Source organism: Candidatus Krumholzibacteriia bacterium, from assembly GCA_030748535.1.
In the GTDB taxonomy this organism is placed as follows: domain Bacteria; phylum Krumholzibacteriota; class Krumholzibacteriia; order JACNKJ01; family JACNKJ01; genus JASMLU01.
On the sequence record JASMLU010000005.1, the window covers coordinates 35,563 to 49,027 of the forward strand.

The 13,465-nt window shown below is 56.8% G+C and carries 14 protein-coding genes and 1 tRNA gene; 4 read left to right on the top strand and 11 right to left on the bottom strand.

Features of this window, described 5'->3' with window-relative positions:
• Positions 1 to 17: 17 nt before the first annotated feature.
• The 3 genes from QGH30_06670 to QGH30_06680 all read right to left on the bottom strand — a co-directional run bounded on the left by QGH30_06670 (position 18) and on the right by QGH30_06680 (position 1,413).
• Positions 18 to 494 (bottom strand): hypothetical protein, encoded by a 477-nt coding sequence (locus tag QGH30_06670; protein ID MDP7022016.1) that lies wholly within the window; start codon positions 492 to 494, stop codon positions 18 to 20.
• 300 nt (positions 495 to 794) lie between these two features.
• On the bottom strand, positions 795 to 1,076 hold the full coding sequence (locus tag QGH30_06675; protein MDP7022017.1) for an RNA-binding protein: 282 nt from the start codon (positions 1,074 to 1,076) through the stop codon (positions 795 to 797).
• Between the two features lie 261 nt (positions 1,077 to 1,337).
• Positions 1,338 to 1,413 (bottom strand) — tRNA-Asn (locus tag QGH30_06680).
• Between the two features lie 311 nt (positions 1,414 to 1,724).
• Here QGH30_06680 and QGH30_06685 point away from each other — a divergent pair.
• Positions 1,725 to 3,527: a M3 family oligoendopeptidase gene (locus tag QGH30_06685; GenBank protein MDP7022018.1), complete on the top strand. Its 1,803-nt coding sequence runs from the start codon at positions 1,725 to 1,727 to the stop codon at positions 3,525 to 3,527.
• Between the two features lie 46 nt (positions 3,528 to 3,573).
• Here the strand turns inward: QGH30_06685 and QGH30_06690 are convergent, their stop codons facing one another.
• Genes QGH30_06690 through QGH30_06700 form a run of 3 tightly spaced genes read right to left on the bottom strand, consistent with a single transcriptional unit; the run spans position 3,574 to position 6,936 of the window.
• On the bottom strand, positions 3,574 to 4,425 hold the full coding sequence (locus tag QGH30_06690; GenBank protein MDP7022019.1) for a YwiC-like family protein: 852 nt from the start codon (positions 4,423 to 4,425) through the stop codon (positions 3,574 to 3,576).
• A complete protein-coding gene (locus QGH30_06695) occupies positions 4,418 to 5,626 on the bottom strand; it encodes an ABC transporter permease (GenBank protein ID MDP7022020.1) in 1,209 nt (402 codons plus the stop codon). The genes QGH30_06690 and QGH30_06695 overlap by 8 nt, the downstream gene beginning before the upstream one ends.
• Entirely contained in the window at positions 5,623 to 6,936 is a 1,314-nt protein-coding gene (locus QGH30_06700) for an efflux RND transporter periplasmic adaptor subunit (protein ID MDP7022021.1), read from the bottom strand. Before QGH30_06700 ends, QGH30_06695 begins: the two co-directional genes overlap by 4 nt.
• A gap of 140 nt (positions 6,937 to 7,076) precedes the next feature.
• Here QGH30_06700 and QGH30_06705 point away from each other — a divergent pair, with 140 nt between their 5' ends.
• Genes QGH30_06705 through serC form a run of 3 tightly spaced genes read left to right on the top strand, consistent with a single transcriptional unit; the run spans position 7,077 to position 10,295 of the window.
• Positions 7,077 to 8,315 carry a DUF1015 domain-containing protein gene (locus QGH30_06705; GenBank protein MDP7022022.1) on the top strand — a complete coding sequence of 413 codons (1,239 nt, stop codon included), beginning with the start codon at positions 7,077 to 7,079 and terminating at the stop codon, positions 8,313 to 8,315.
• 13 nt (positions 8,316 to 8,328) lie between these two features.
• Positions 8,329 to 9,213 carry an NAD(P)-dependent oxidoreductase gene (locus QGH30_06710; protein ID MDP7022023.1) on the top strand — a complete coding sequence of 295 codons (885 nt, stop codon included), beginning with the start codon at positions 8,329 to 8,331 and terminating at the stop codon, positions 9,211 to 9,213.
• Positions 9,210 to 10,295, top strand: a complete 1,086-nt coding sequence (gene serC / locus QGH30_06715) for a 3-phosphoserine/phosphohydroxythreonine transaminase (protein MDP7022024.1) — start codon at positions 9,210 to 9,212, stop codon at positions 10,293 to 10,295. Before QGH30_06710 ends, serC begins: the two co-directional genes overlap by 4 nt.
• Here serC and QGH30_06720 read toward each other — a convergent pair.
• The 5 genes from QGH30_06720 to QGH30_06740 all read right to left on the bottom strand — a co-directional run bounded on the left by QGH30_06720 (position 10,292) and on the right by QGH30_06740 (position 13,403).
• Positions 10,292 to 11,026 (bottom strand): radical SAM protein, encoded by a 735-nt coding sequence (locus tag QGH30_06720; protein MDP7022025.1) that lies wholly within the window; start codon positions 11,024 to 11,026, stop codon positions 10,292 to 10,294. The genes serC and QGH30_06720 overlap by 4 nt on opposite strands.
• Positions 11,027 to 11,055: 29 nt before the next feature.
• Positions 11,056 to 11,658 carry a DUF899 family protein gene (locus tag QGH30_06725; protein MDP7022026.1) on the bottom strand — a complete coding sequence of 201 codons (603 nt, stop codon included), beginning with the start codon at positions 11,656 to 11,658 and terminating at the stop codon, positions 11,056 to 11,058.
• Positions 11,659 to 11,943: 285 nt separating this feature from the next.
• On the bottom strand, positions 11,944 to 12,228 hold the full coding sequence (locus QGH30_06730) for a hypothetical protein (protein MDP7022027.1): 285 nt from the start codon (positions 12,226 to 12,228) through the stop codon (positions 11,944 to 11,946).
• A 31-nt stretch (positions 12,229 to 12,259) separates the two neighbouring features.
• Positions 12,260 to 12,994 carry an alpha/beta fold hydrolase gene (locus QGH30_06735; GenBank protein MDP7022028.1) on the bottom strand — a complete coding sequence of 245 codons (735 nt, stop codon included), beginning with the start codon at positions 12,992 to 12,994 and terminating at the stop codon, positions 12,260 to 12,262.
• Between the two features lie 4 nt (positions 12,995 to 12,998).
• The gene (locus QGH30_06740; protein ID MDP7022029.1) at positions 12,999 to 13,403 is read right to left on the bottom strand and encodes a serine acetyltransferase; all 405 of its coding nucleotides are present in this window, start codon (positions 13,401 to 13,403) and stop codon (positions 12,999 to 13,001) included.
• Positions 13,404 to 13,465: the final 62 nt, after the last annotated feature.

Here is a 13,465-nt window from a genome sequence, read left to right on the forward strand (position 1 = left end):
CTCTGTTGATAGTATCCCTAGTAAGACGACTTCAGGAAACTCCAGTTCGATTCATCGGTTGCTGTGCCCGTCGAAAGGGTCACCGTGGAAACCTCGAGAGCATCTTTGAGATTTATAGCCCCACAGCCACCACAGATGTCACTAGCCATCGTGTAGCGAAGCTCGGAGGGGGAATCGATCTCATCAAAACTGAAAGATCCGGTAATGGGTCCCAGGCCATCTTCTGCCGTAATATGCAGAGTCCCCACAGTCACCCCATCAAGTCGAAAGTCGAGATCTGCAGTATTCCCCTCAGTCAAACCGTTACCTGAGAGATAAAGAACGACCTCAGCCTGGGTAACCGGTCCCGTGACATCACGATCTCCATAGACAGTGTTTCCTTCGGACCACCACCAGTTACTTCCACTGCTCCAGGTATCTGAGGCGAGGGGGAAGTCGAAGGTCTGGGCCGCCGCAAAGCTGGCAAAAACTAAGAAGGCAAGTACAAAGCGCATAGTAAATCTCCTCGCTTATGCTAAGCAAATCGCTTTTGGTGTAGAATCCCACAATTCGGGACTCATGAGTGCTAATTATAGAGAGACTCGATTCCCTTGTCTGTCAGGGGATATGGGCAAAAACCCGTAAATCCTGGCAAATCAGCCGGTTTCCCGGGATTCTGGAGCCGAAGGGGACGAATGAGATCAAAGGCGAGTATCTGAAGCCGCCGTCAGTCGGCAAGGGAGGAGAGCTGACTACCCCACAAAAAAAACCCCGCTCCGAAGAGCGGGGTTTCGATTTCAAATGGTCGGTACGAACTACCAGCGACCACCGCCACCGCCGCCACCACGGCGCGGGGCACGCTCCTGCGCTTCGTTAACGCGAAGGGCACGTCCATTCATGTCATAGCCATCGAGCTTGCCCATGGCTGCCGTGGCCGCTTCATCGTCCATCTCGACGAAGCCGAATCCACGGGGACGACCCGTGTCACGGTCATTGATCAGGGCAACGGAGTGAACCGCGCCATGCTGGGAAAACAGATCGCGGACCTCATCTTCGGTCGCGGTGAAAGGCAGGTTACCAACGTAGAGTTTCTTCACGGACTCTCTTCTCCAAGAATCGGATTCGCCGATTCATCGCGAGTGCTGAAAGCACCCGGCATGTCCGGCTCGCTTCGCACTCATCCTAAACGGAAAGATGCACTGAGGCACACTTCCCTAACCCTCTAGACTTAGTCAATTCCAGCAGGAATGTCAATGCCTTGGGGTATAATCACTTCTGACAGTCTTAATTGAAGGCGAGTAACACACTCTGCCTCATTTACAGAAAATGAAAAAGCCCGCGCTATTGCGCAGGCTCTATGGCTCCCCGGGTAGGACTTGAACCTACGACCCAGCGGTTAACAGCCGCTTGCTCTGCCAACTGAGCTACCGAGGAATATCAGGCGGAAAAGATAGAACAGGCCCTTCTTACTGTCAATCCCCGACCCTTGCCTTCCCCCTTGAAATGCTTAGCTTGTGCCTCTGAGAATGTATCTGGCCTTCTTCCTGCCCTCTGGAGTGTATGGAGAAGCTCTCGATACAGGATTCCCTCTTGCAGCCGTCCATATGTTTGAACCCCAAGTGCCGCTACCATCAGCACTTGCAGGATCTCTGGCTTTTCAAGAAATAGGGGTCTATACCCAGTTTCAGGGGAGGACCTCCAGGAGATACATTCTCAGAGGCACAACCTTCAGCGAAAGGAAGCTCATGGCAGTCGCAAAGAAGAAAAAGGCAGACTTCCGGAAAATCAACTGGGATCTTTCCGAGCTCTATTCTGGCAAGGATGACCCGAAAATCGAGAAGGATTTCCGCACCTATGAGCGTGCGGCCGAGCGGTTTGCCGGCGAATACCGGGGCAAGGTCGGGAAACTCGACCTTGCCGGAATGGTCGGACTCCTCAAGAAATACGAAAAGATTCAGATGTCGGTTTGGGGTCTGATGATTTATGCCCATCTGGAGTTCGCAACGAAGAGCAACGACCCTGAATGGGGTGCCTTCATGCAGATGGTGCAGGAACGTTTCACCCGCGCCAGTTCCCAACTGGCATTCCTGCAGGTTGAATGGACCCGCGTGCCGGCCGCCAGGGCGAAGAAGATCGCATCAGATCCTCAAGTCGCACGCTACCGTCACTTCCTGGAACACTCGATGAGCTTCCGCAAGCACACGCTGAGTGAAAAGGAAGAAATCCTCTCCAGCAAGTACGAGCAGATTGGGCAAAGTGCCTGGAGCCGTTACTACGGCACCGTCCTGTCAGACATCGAGTACCGCTTCCGCAGCAAGGCAATCACCGAGAGCGAACTGACCGCACTCTTCTCGGATCCGGATCGCAGCAAGAGGCGAGATGCCAGCACTGCACGCATCAAGGCCCTCAAGACACAGGCCAAGCCCCTGACCTTTGCCTTCAACATGATTCTCGCAGGCGAGATGATCAGCGATGAGGCTCGCAACTACGAACACTGGGTACAGGGCAGGAACAAGTCCAATGAGATCCCGGATGAGGTAGTCGATGCCCTGGTCAGTTCCATGCTGGATCGCAAGGACATCCTGCAGCGCTACTACCGCCTCAAAAAGAAGCTTCTCGGCGTACCGAGCATCATGAGCTACGACACCTTCGCTCCCCTGCCTACGGAAAAGGCCGGACGGATCAAGTACGAGGACGCCGTCGAGATGGTGCAAGAGGTGTTTCAGGAAACCCGCAAGAGCTTCGGCAAGATCGCAGACCAGATGTTCGATCAGATTCATGTGGATGTGCCCCCCTACAAGGGCAAGCGAGGCGGAGCCTTCTGCATGCCGAACATGGGCGGCCTGCCCTATGTCCTCCTGAACTGGACGGGCAAGATGCGCGATGTGGCCACGCTCGCCCATGAGTTCGGCCATGCCGTCCACATGGAACTGAGCCGCAAGCGCGGGCCTCTTAGTGACGTGCAGAGTCTGGTCATGGCAGAGGTGGCCTCGGTCTTCATGGAAACGATCCTCTACCAGAAGCTTCTCGGACAGACAAAGTCAGCTCGGGAAAGGCTGTCTCTCCTTCGTCAGGTGATCGAGGATGGCTTTGCCACGACTTTCCGGCAATTACAGTTCAACCGCTTTGAGGATCTCGTGCACAACTATCGCCGTGAAAAGGGAGAGTTGGCAACAGGCAAGGTCAGCGAACTCTTCCTCGATGCGCAGACACAGTTCTTCGGCAAAAGCATGACCCCGCACAAGGGCAGCGAAGCCTCCTGGATGTACATCACGCACTTCGTGAATGTGCCCGGCTATGTCTACGCCTACTGCGCAAGCTATCTGGTTGTGCTGGCCCTTTACCGTCGCTATCAGGAAGTGGGCCCGAAGTTTCTCGGAGCCTATGAAAAGATGTTGGCGGCGGGCGGGAGCAAGAGCCCGGAAGAGTTGCTCGGAGAACTGGGCGTCGACTGGAGCGATCCCGGATTCTGGAAGGGTGGTCTCGAAGTTCTCGAAGGCTATGTAGACCAGTTCGAGTCCACGGCTCGAGAGCTGAAGCTTCTCTAGAGTCTTCTGACTCAGCCCCCGGAATCATCCGGGGGTTTTTTCATGCCTAGAATCCCGCTCCAAGAATCAGCCCGAAGAGAATCGACTGGGCCAAAAGGGAAAAGCCAAGATGGCGAACGCTTGGGTGCAGGGAAGGTCTCTTCATCCCCGAGCGAAGCATCAGCCAGAGAGGCAGAAGGGAAAGCAGGGGCGGGCCGGAAATCTGGCCCCGGAACCAGAGACTGCCGAGAAGGGCAATGCTCGCCATCATGAACAGGGCCAGCTGTTTCCGGCTCCGGATCAGATTCTCTGCGCTTGCATTAGGTAGAATCGCTTCCCGGCACATCTTCACATAAAAGACGCTGCTTGAATTGAAGAGCCAGCTAAGAAGCCAGAGCTCCCGGAACCCGCTACGCCAGCCCCCAAAGGCAAGCACCAGAAATGCGGGAAAGGAAAGACTGAGCGTCAGCGTGGCGAAGAGTTCGGAAAACACTCCCTTTTCACTGCGAGCTCGCACGAAGACCAGATTCAATAGAACAGCTGCCGCTCCCGCACTGGCCAGCCAGCAGAGAGGGCGAAGTTCCGGGCGAAGCATCAGTGGCCAGGCAAGGATCAGGGACAAGAGTCCAAAGAGAAGACCCCAGGGCAGATTCCCGTGCTGAAAAAACTTCCGGGGAAGCCAGGTGCGAGGTGCAAGTCCCGGGGCCGGTGAGCCTGCTCGCGCCTGTCTCATCGCAGCCCTCAGCGCATGAAAGGACGAATAGGCAAAAGTCGCCGCCAGAACGAGAAGAAGAATGTCAAGGGTGCTTCCTCCAGGGTTCAGCCAGCGGTCACGGGAGCGAAGGATCAGGGTGGCAAGAAGCGGATAGCCCAGCATGGCCCAGGCACCGTGTTCTTTCGGGAGGGGTGGCCTATTCATGTCTCAGGGCTTCGATGGGGTCAAGGCGCGAGGCCCGGGCCGCTGGATAGAGTCCGAAGAACAGGCCCACGGCCGCGCTGAAAAGAAAAGCCAGCGCCACGGCCTGCAAATTGACGAGAGTGTTCCAGCCGGCAAGTCGACTAAGCGCAAAGGAGCCACCCACTCCGAGGAGGACACCGGCCAGACCTCCCGCAAGACATAGCGCCATGCTCTCCACCAGGAATTGCGCCATCACATTGGCGCGCGTTGCCCCCAGGGCCTTGCGGATTCCAATCTCGCGAGTTCGCTCGGTGACCGAAACCAGCATGATGTTCATGATTCCGATTCCCCCGACAAGGAGGCTGATCGCCGCAATGCCGGCCAGAAGAAAGTTGAAAGCCTTCTGGGTTTCCTCAAAGGTACTGAGCATCTCCGACCAGTTTCGAATCATGAAGTCATTGTCCTGATCGGGACGAAGGTGATGCTGTCTGCGCAAGACCTTTTCGATGTCCATCATGGCCGCTATTTCGCTGGTGCCGGGCACTACCTGACAGGAGATGGTTCTCAGTTTGTCTGTTCCGAAGACCCGATACTGCCCGGTGGAGAGTGGAATGATGACCTGGTCGTCGGGGTTTCTCCAGCCCTGTTGTCCCTTGGATTCCAGAACGCCCACGACTTCAAAGCGGAGGTCGCGAAGAATGATGTCTCGCCCCAGCAGGTTCTCGGGTGCCGTTTCAAGGTTCTCCAGCACCACGGTTCCCACGACAGCTACCCGGGATCGACTGGCCTGATCGCGGGCATCAATAAAGCGCCCGTGGGAAACTGCGTAGCGATCCACCTGCACAGCTTCCGGTGTGGTGGCCAGCACATTGGTGGATGTGTTTCTCCCGGAAAACTCCACCTGGCTGTTCATGCTCATGCCCGCAGACACCGCAAGCACCGTGCTGCATTGAGCGGCAATGGCTTCTGCATCGTCAATGACCAGGCGGTTGGAGCTTCTTGACACCCCACTGTGGCGTCGCCATCCGGGGCTGACCGTGTAGACATCGGTGCCCATTGCCTGAATGCGGTCCTGGATGGCCTTCTGTGCGCCTTCGCCAAGAGAGAGCATGGCGATCACGGCGGCTACGCCGATGATAATCCCCAGGGCGGTGAGGAAACCCCTCACCTTGTTGGCCAGAATTGCCTGCATGCCCATCCGGAAGAGTTCGCGCAGGATCAATGTCCGCCTCCGGGTTTTCCCTTCGGCCGTTTCGAGGAATCAGGGCGCTTGCCACGGGCGGAACTTCCATTCCGGGCTTCCGGCTTTTTGCCCTTTGAGTCTTCACCCTTTTTGAAACTGCCCATACTCGACCAGCTCTTCATACGATTCTTCCAGCGATCCTGCTGCATGAGCAGGCCACTCGACAGGGTGACGGCCACGGAATCCCCTTCTTCCAGCCCCCAGAGAATCTCCGCGAAGTCCCAGTTGGCAAGTCCGAGGCCCACCGGCACCGGGCTCGGCGCGCCATCACGTGCAAGAAACGCAATGCTGGGTTTTCCTCGCGTCGGCGATTTTGCCTGCGCCGCTTCAAGAAGACTTGCGGCCTCCTCGGCATCGAGGCCCATGGCACCGGCGGCAACGAGATAGTCGCGGCGACTTCGAATGGCCTCAAGAGGCAATGCCAGCACATTCTCGCGAGAGCCCGTTCGGATTTCCACCTCGACATTCATTCCGGGCAAAAGAAGATCGCGGTCGTTGAGTACCCGCACCAGAACGGGAAAGGTCGTTACATTCTGGGTAGTAACCGCACGGGGTTCCACCTTGATCACCGTGCCGGAGAAGAGCTCCCGGGGATGGGCATCGACCGTGACCTCGGCCAACATGCCGGAGCGGATCTTGCCGATGTCGGTTTCATCCACCATGGCACGAACCTGAAGAGTGTCGAGTTTTGCCATCGTGAGCAGGGTCGTACCGCCGGTCACCTGGCTGGTAGCACTCGAGATAATCTGCCCGGCCTCCACCATGCGCGCGATCACCGTTCCCGTCATCGGGGCACGAATTTCCGTGTCTTCCAGACGCTCGCGAGCCTGATCAAGGCTGGTTCGCGCGCTCACCTCGGCACTTCTTGCGCTGGCAAACTCAAGAAGACTGCTTTCGTGGGACTGTTCGCTCACATGACCTTCTTCCAGAAGGGTCTTGCTTCGATCCTTCTGTCTTTCGGCAATGGAAAGACGCAAGCGGGCCACCTCTAGACTTGCCTCTGCCTGTTCCACCTGATTCTTCACCGTCCTGGGGTCGACGCGAACCAGAAGGCTGTTCTCTTTTACATCGTCCCCGAGTTCCACGGGCATTGCGAGAATCTCCCCGGAAGCCTTGCTCTTGATCTCCAGGCTGCGGAGGGGTTCAAGAGCGCCGGAGGCACTAACCGTGACGACGATGTCCTGCCGGCTGAGAGGAATGACCTGGAAGGGCTGATCATCCCTGGTCGCCTCCTTGGGGGTACAGGCCGCCAGTGCCAGCAGGGTAAATACGAAAAAATAGCGAATCATGGAATCTCCTGTCGTGGGAGGAATCTTAGTACGTTCCCTCTGAGGATACAAGTGACCAGGGGGTCTTGCGCCAAGAGGAGAATCCTGTTTATCTGGACACTCAGGAATGGTGTTTGCGGCCTCTTCTACAGGAGTATTCAATGAGTGAGATCCGCCCCTTCCGGGGATTCCGCCCCCGCAGAGACTTGGTCGAGCAAGTGGCCAGCCCGCCCTACGATGTTCTCAATTCCAAAGAGGCGCGAAAGATGGCTGCGGAGAATCCCCACAGCTTCCTTCATGTGGTGAAGGCAGAAATTGATCTGCCCGAAGGTGCCAGCCTCTACGGCGAGGAAGTCTACGAGAAAAGTCGCGAGAACCTCCTGTCCATGATCGAAAACGGCGTTCTCGCCCGGGATGAGCGAGAGTGTTTCTATGTTTACGAGCTTCAGATGGGCGGTCACCGTCAGCGCGGTCTCGTGGCCGGAGCCAGTGCGGAGGAATACGCGAACGGTACGATCAGGAAGCACGAGCACACCCGGCGTGAGAAAGAGGATGATCGCGCACGACACATGGAAGTGCTGGAGGCCAATGCGGGACCAGTTCTCTTCACCTATCGGGCACAGACCGGCATTCGTGCGATCATTGACGATATCTGCTCCGCAGAACCTTGCTTTGATTTCTCTGCCGATGACGGAGTGGGCCACCGCCTCTGGAAAGTATCCGACCCGGGCACGATCCTCGGCATCCGCGCTGCCTTCGAGCAGGTTCCCGCACTGTATGTTGCCGACGGACACCATCGAAGCGCTTCAGCCCATCGCGTACGCGACCTGTTCCGGGATCGCAATCCCGAGCATACGGGTGAGGAAGCCTACAATCACTTCCTCGCCGTCATCTTCCCGGATGATGAGCTTCAGATCCTCGGTTATCACCGGGTAATCCGCGACCTGAACGGGCTTTCCCCCGACGATCTGCTTGGCAAAATCGGGGAGAAGTTCCGTCTGTCCCCCTGTGAAGCCGGGGAGCCGGGTTCTGCGCTCTGCTTTCGCATGTTTCTGGATGGACAGTGGTATCACCTGGAAGCCCTCGAAGGGAGCTTCCCCGCTGAGGATCCGGTCAGAAGTCTGGATGTGGCCATCCTGCAGGAGAACCTGCTGGCACCCATTCTCGGTATTGGAGATCCCCGCAGCGACTCCCGAATCGACTTTGTCGGTGGCATTCGGGGCATAGCGGAACTGGAAAGACGATGTAGCGAAGACATGAAGATCGCCTTCGTCTGCCACCCCGTAAGCGTGGAGCAGTTGATGACGATCGCCGACAGCGGCGAAGTCATGCCTCCCAAGAGTACCTGGTTTGAACCCAAACTTCGCAGCGGAGTCGTGGTTCGTAGCCTGAAAGACTGAAAGGAGGATCATTATGCTGATCCTGATTTCTGATGCCTTTGACGCTTCCCTGGCCGACAAACTCGCTCCCCTCGGAGAAGTCACCGATGACAAGGACCGCCTGCCCGAGGCCGAGGTCGTTCTGGTTCGCGGGAAAACAAAGGTCACTCGCGAGTACATCGACTCTGCTCCGAACATGAAACTGGTCATCCGAGGTGGCGTGGGAATCGACAACATCGACTCCGCTTATGCCGCCGAAAAGGGGATCACGGTTCACAACACCCCGAAGGCTTCGGGCATTGCTGTTGCCGAGCTCGCCTTCGCCCTCCTTCTCTCCGTTCCGAACCGCCTGATCGAAGGGCATCAGAGCATGAAGGAAGGACAGTGGATCAAGAAGGAACTCAAGAGAAGCGAGCTTCACGGAAAGACGATCGGGCTTGCGGGGATCGGGAACATTGCCCGTGAGGTCGCCCTCCGCGCATCCGCCTTCGGCATGAAGGTGATTGCCTACGACAAGTATGTCTCCGAGTCGGATGCTGCCGAGATGAAGGACAGCATGGAAGCAATGGCAAAAGAGGCGGACTACATTTCCCTTCATCTGCCTCTCACCGATGAAACCCGCGGGATGATTTCCGGAGACCTCATCGCTGCCATGAAGGACGGTGTGACGATTGTCAACACAGGGCGTGCTGCCTGCGTGGATGCCGAGGCCATGAAGTCGGCTCTGGAAAGCGGAAAGGTGCGGGCCTACGCCACCGATGTCTGGCCCAGCGATCCTCCCGCCGAAGACTACCCGCTTCTTCACGCTCCGAATGTCACCATGACCCCCCACCTCGGTGCAAGTAGCAAGGAAAACCTGCTTCGCATCGGCGAGGAAGTTCTCTCGATTGTCAGCGAATTCAAGGGAGGCCAGTCATGAGCCGTATTTTCAATTTCAGCGCAGGACCCTGCACACTCCCGCTAGCGGTTCTGGAAAAGGCGCAGGAGGAATTTGTCGATTTCCGGGGCGAAGGCATGAGCCTGATCGAGATGAGTCATCGTTCGAAGACCTACGATCAGGTACATCAGGAGGCTCTGGGTCTGGTTCGGGAACTGCTGGATGTCCCCGACAACTATCGCATTGTCGTTCTTGGTGGAGGGGCTACTCTCCAGTTCGGCATGATCCCGATGAACTTTCTGTCCGAAGGCATGAGTTGCGACTTCACGCAGACCGGAGCCTGGGCAAAGAAGGCTCTGCAGGACACGCAGAAGGTGGGAAAGGTGCGCGTCCTCTGGGATGGCAAGGATGCGAACTACCTGGACCTGCCGGATCCCGCCAGCCTGAAAGTGGATCCCGATGCCGCCTACCTGCACATCACCAGCAATGAGACCATCGGAGGAATTCAGTGGCAGGACTTCCCGGAGACCGGGAATGTGCCGCTCTTCTGCGATGCGAGTTCCGACTTCATGAGCCGCCCCATGGATGTCAGCCGCTTCGGCCTGATCTATGCGGGCGCCCAGAAGAACGTCGGGCCCGCGGGTGCTACGATTTCCATTGTCCGGGAGGATCTGCTCGAGCGGGTCCCTGATGGCCTGATTGCCTATCTTGATTACCGCATCCATGCGGACAAGAACTCGCTTTTCAACACTCCCCCGGTCTTTGCCATCTACATGCTCGGCCTGACACTCCAATGGCTGAAGGAGCAGGGAGGCCTGCCTGCCGCAAAAGCGCGCGCCGATGAAAGAGCGGCTCTCGTGTATGGTGCGATGGAAAAAGACTCCGGTTTCTATTCCTGCCCGGTTCCCGAGGCTGCTCGCTCCAACATGAACCTGGTCTGGCGCCTTCCGAGCGAGGATCTGGAAAAGGAATTCGTCGCAGAAGCGCTCGCTGAAGGCATGAGCGGATTGAAGGGACACCGCAGCGTGGGCGGTTGCCGTGCGTCGATCTACAATGCCATGCCTCTTGAGGGAGCACGGGCTCTGGCCGACTTCATGGGAGAGTTTGCCAGGAAGAAAGGCTAGTCCAGACCGTAGACCTGCCGAGGTGCCACTTCTTCGGGAAACCGCTGAACGAGGGAGCGTCGGAGAAGGAAGCAGAAGTGGCACTCGTCGACAAAGTCGCTTTCGTGAGCCAGGGCGAGTTCTTCTGCGAGAGCCGCGGGGCCTCCTCGTGAGAGTGGCCCGCAGAGCGGGTGTTTCCGCAGGTTCTGCCTCAGGATCTTCTCCAGTCGATTGGCTTTCCAGTTCCCCAGGCTCAAGCCCTGACAAACCTGCACATTTCCGTAGGCATCTACATGAACCCTCTCCGGCTTGATCAGGTCTTCGTGGGGACAGCTGTCCAGTTCCCGGGCTGCACTGAGGGCATAGCTTGCGGGAGTATCGGAGGATTTCCCGAAATGAAAGGCATCTTCACTAAGGCTCAGTTCCGCGATTCCCAGTTCCGCAAGAGGACGAAGCATGGCGAGCGCCTCCTCTTTTGAACCCACTGAACAGGCATTGCTGACCACGCCCACCTGATAGCCCCGGTCGACTGCGAGTCGAATGCCCTCTTTCAGCAAGTCCGGATAGAGGAGAGGTTCCCCTCCCTCGAAGAAGATCCATTCAAGGGTGTCAATCTCATTTGCCTGTTCCAGAATGTCCCGAAGCTCCGATTGTGGGAAGGTTCCCCTGGCCAGCGGACTACAGTAGAGAAAACAGTGAGAGCAATTCAGATTGCAACGATAGCTCAAAAGAATGTGCAGGCCGGTGAGCATCGTTGAGCTATCCTTCTCTCCTGTTCTGCCTAATCCGGGAGATTGGCGCCGCCGTCATCCATCTTCTCGGGACGCTTCCAGTAGGAGAACTGTGGCGTAAACTCTTCGGTGCCCTGTCCGGCAAGGGCCAGAAGATTCCAAAGGGAGCAGTACTGGTCGCCGGGGCCGAAGACACCATCGTTCTTCCGGTAGATGAGATCTCCCTCGCGCTCGTAGAGCACGGCTCCCGGCATATTGTCCGAGCCTTCCATGGTCGTCTGTTCCCGGATGTAGTCTCCTCCGCCGTGAGAGGCCATTCGGAAACGCCACTTGCGTTCATTGGCAAAGCGTCTTTGGGTTTCCGGGTCATCGCGTGAGACAAGAACCACGGACATGGCCTGCTCGAGATGCGGGAGGAAACCGTTGAATCCATCGGCCCAGACAGTGCAATAGCGACAGCCCTGGCCCATGTTGTGAATCACGAGTAGATGCTTTTTCTCTCCAAAGAGATCCAGCAGCTTGATTTCTCCGTAGGAAGTGGAAAATTGATAGTTGGGGACTTCCCCTCCCCGGTGCTCCTTTTGCAGGGCGTTCAACCTCTCCGTAAGGCCGACGATCTCCTGCTCAATTTCCCTGATCTTCTCCAGAGACATAAAACGCCCTCCTGCTATTGGGAGCAGGGATTCTGAATTCAGAAGGAAGCCCTTCCGTGGAATGAATGACCCCGATACGGCGCGCTACTTCCTGTTTGCTGTTTCGTTGACAAACCAGAGGGCGGCAAAGCCCAGAAAAAGAACTCCAAGCCCTACGAAGAACTGCCCCAGTATTAGAAGAACTGCCCCAGTATTATGAGTATTTCCATGGCTTCCCTCTCTCTGCAAGATTGAGTTCACTCTGGAGAATCGCATAGTGCAGCTTGCTTGTCCACTGCAAAGGCTTCAGGGAGACGGCTGCTCTATGTTCCCGCTGTAGCGAATTTTCAAATGAGAAAAGGAAGTTTGATCTGCAGAAACGGCAGGAGTGAATTCCCCTGCGTAGACGGGGGGATCACTGGCGAGCCAGATTTCTCCATCACAGATCATTGCGAAACTGGGCCCGCTCCCTCCCTCCGGCACCGAAAGAAGGGCGCACCACTGCAGATCCCCAGGGAAACTGAGAAGGAGCCAGGGATCTGCGTTTGCGGAAGAGAGAATCAAAAGAAGAGAGAGAAGGGTGGCTTTCATGATTAGCTCCCGGGTTCAGTTTGACCTCTGTCTATTTGACCTGCGAAACCGGATCCCGAAAGCGCCCGTGTCGCAGAAAGTTCACCACCTCATCGGCCACATCCTTCCGGTTCATGATAAAGGTGTGGCTTGCCGGAAGAACCAGGAAGTCGGACGCTCCCGGCAGTTCTGCCCGGTCCACGCTCACCTTTCCGTCATCTGGCCCCGGAATGAGCCATGACCCCAGGGGATTGAGGCTCCTCTTGCCGGTAATGATCCCAAGACGGAAGCGGATCGGGGGAAGGGAGTCGGGGATGCTGCCGGGACCGGTTCCCAGCCTTGATCCCGAGGGACCCAGAAGTTTCCGCAAAAGATGCGAGCCGGAAAACACATCGACAATTTCGCTTCCCCGGCTAGGTGGACTCAGCATCACGACGCGTCCCTGATGGGGGCCGGTTTGTCGGGCAAGATAGCTTTGGACAAGAATGCCGCCCATGGAGTGGGTGACAAAGTGAAGTTGACTCGATCTGATCCCGTAGCGCTTCCCCAGATCCGCCTGAAGAGAGTCGACCAGCACTTCCATCGTTTCTGTTCTCGAAGGGTAGCCGTAACGGTGAACCCGGAATCCCGACTTCTCAAGACGGGCCGCAAGCAGGAGCATCGAAGCCGGGGTTCTCCCAAGGCCATGTACCAGAATCACGGTCTCTTCGGCTCCGGGAAGCGGTGCAGAACCGGAGGGCAGACTGATGAGCAAAATCAGAATCAGTCCCCGGATGAGGTGGATCATGCCCTCAGCGGATCTTGTCTTCATAATCCGTTCGATTGACATAGCCTTCGGAGCCAGCCTGAGAGATCACCTTCCCCGGCACATCACGAGTCACCACGCAATTCGCACCAATGGCAACATGGCTCCCGATTTTCACTCCGCCCACGATTTTTGCCCCGGGTCCGATGTAGACATTGTCTCCCAGAACCGGGAAACCCTGGTTCTTTCCGCAGTTTCCTTTTCCCAGAGTAACTCCATGGGAAATGTTGCAATTCTTCCCGATAACGCTGTGCGGGCTGACAACAATTCCCCCGAAATGTCCGATATAGAACCCGCTCCCGATCTTCGTGCTGGGAGGAATCGAGATTCCCATCCGGTACTTCGTGCGGCCAAGGGCGAATTTCGCAATGGGATACAGGGTGTACTTCAAAAACCTGCGCCCATTCATGTAGGCTCAGCTACGCATCCAGAAATTGTACCGGAAGGCTTCTC

Coding starts and splice junctions, on each gene's coding strand:
- QGH30_06725 (MDP7022026.1), bottom strand. CDS start 11,658: ATGTCTCTGGAGAAGATCAGGGAAATTGAGCAGGAGATCGTCGGCCTT.
- serC (MDP7022024.1), top strand. CDS start 9,210: ATGAGCCGTATTTTCAATTTCAGCGCAGGACCCTGCACACTCCCGCTA.
- QGH30_06735 (MDP7022028.1), bottom strand. CDS start 12,994: ATGATCCACCTCATCCGGGGACTGATTCTGATTTTGCTCATCAGTCTG.
- QGH30_06710 (MDP7022023.1), top strand. CDS start 8,329: ATGCTGATCCTGATTTCTGATGCCTTTGACGCTTCCCTGGCCGACAAA.
- QGH30_06720 (MDP7022025.1), bottom strand. CDS start 11,026: ATGCTCACCGGCCTGCACATTCTTTTGAGCTATCGTTGCAATCTGAAT.
- QGH30_06705 (MDP7022022.1), top strand. CDS start 7,077: ATGAGTGAGATCCGCCCCTTCCGGGGATTCCGCCCCCGCAGAGACTTG.
- QGH30_06670 (MDP7022016.1), bottom strand. CDS start 494: ATGCGCTTTGTACTTGCCTTCTTAGTTTTTGCCAGCTTTGCGGCGGCC.
- QGH30_06730 (MDP7022027.1), bottom strand. CDS start 12,228: ATGAAAGCCACCCTTCTCTCTCTTCTTTTGATTCTCTCTTCCGCAAAC.
- QGH30_06690 (MDP7022019.1), bottom strand. CDS start 4,425: ATGAATAGGCCACCCCTCCCGAAAGAACACGGTGCCTGGGCCATGCTG.
- QGH30_06700 (MDP7022021.1), bottom strand. CDS start 6,936: ATGATTCGCTATTTTTTCGTATTTACCCTGCTGGCACTGGCGGCCTGT.
- QGH30_06685 (MDP7022018.1), top strand. CDS start 1,725: ATGGCAGTCGCAAAGAAGAAAAAGGCAGACTTCCGGAAAATCAACTGG.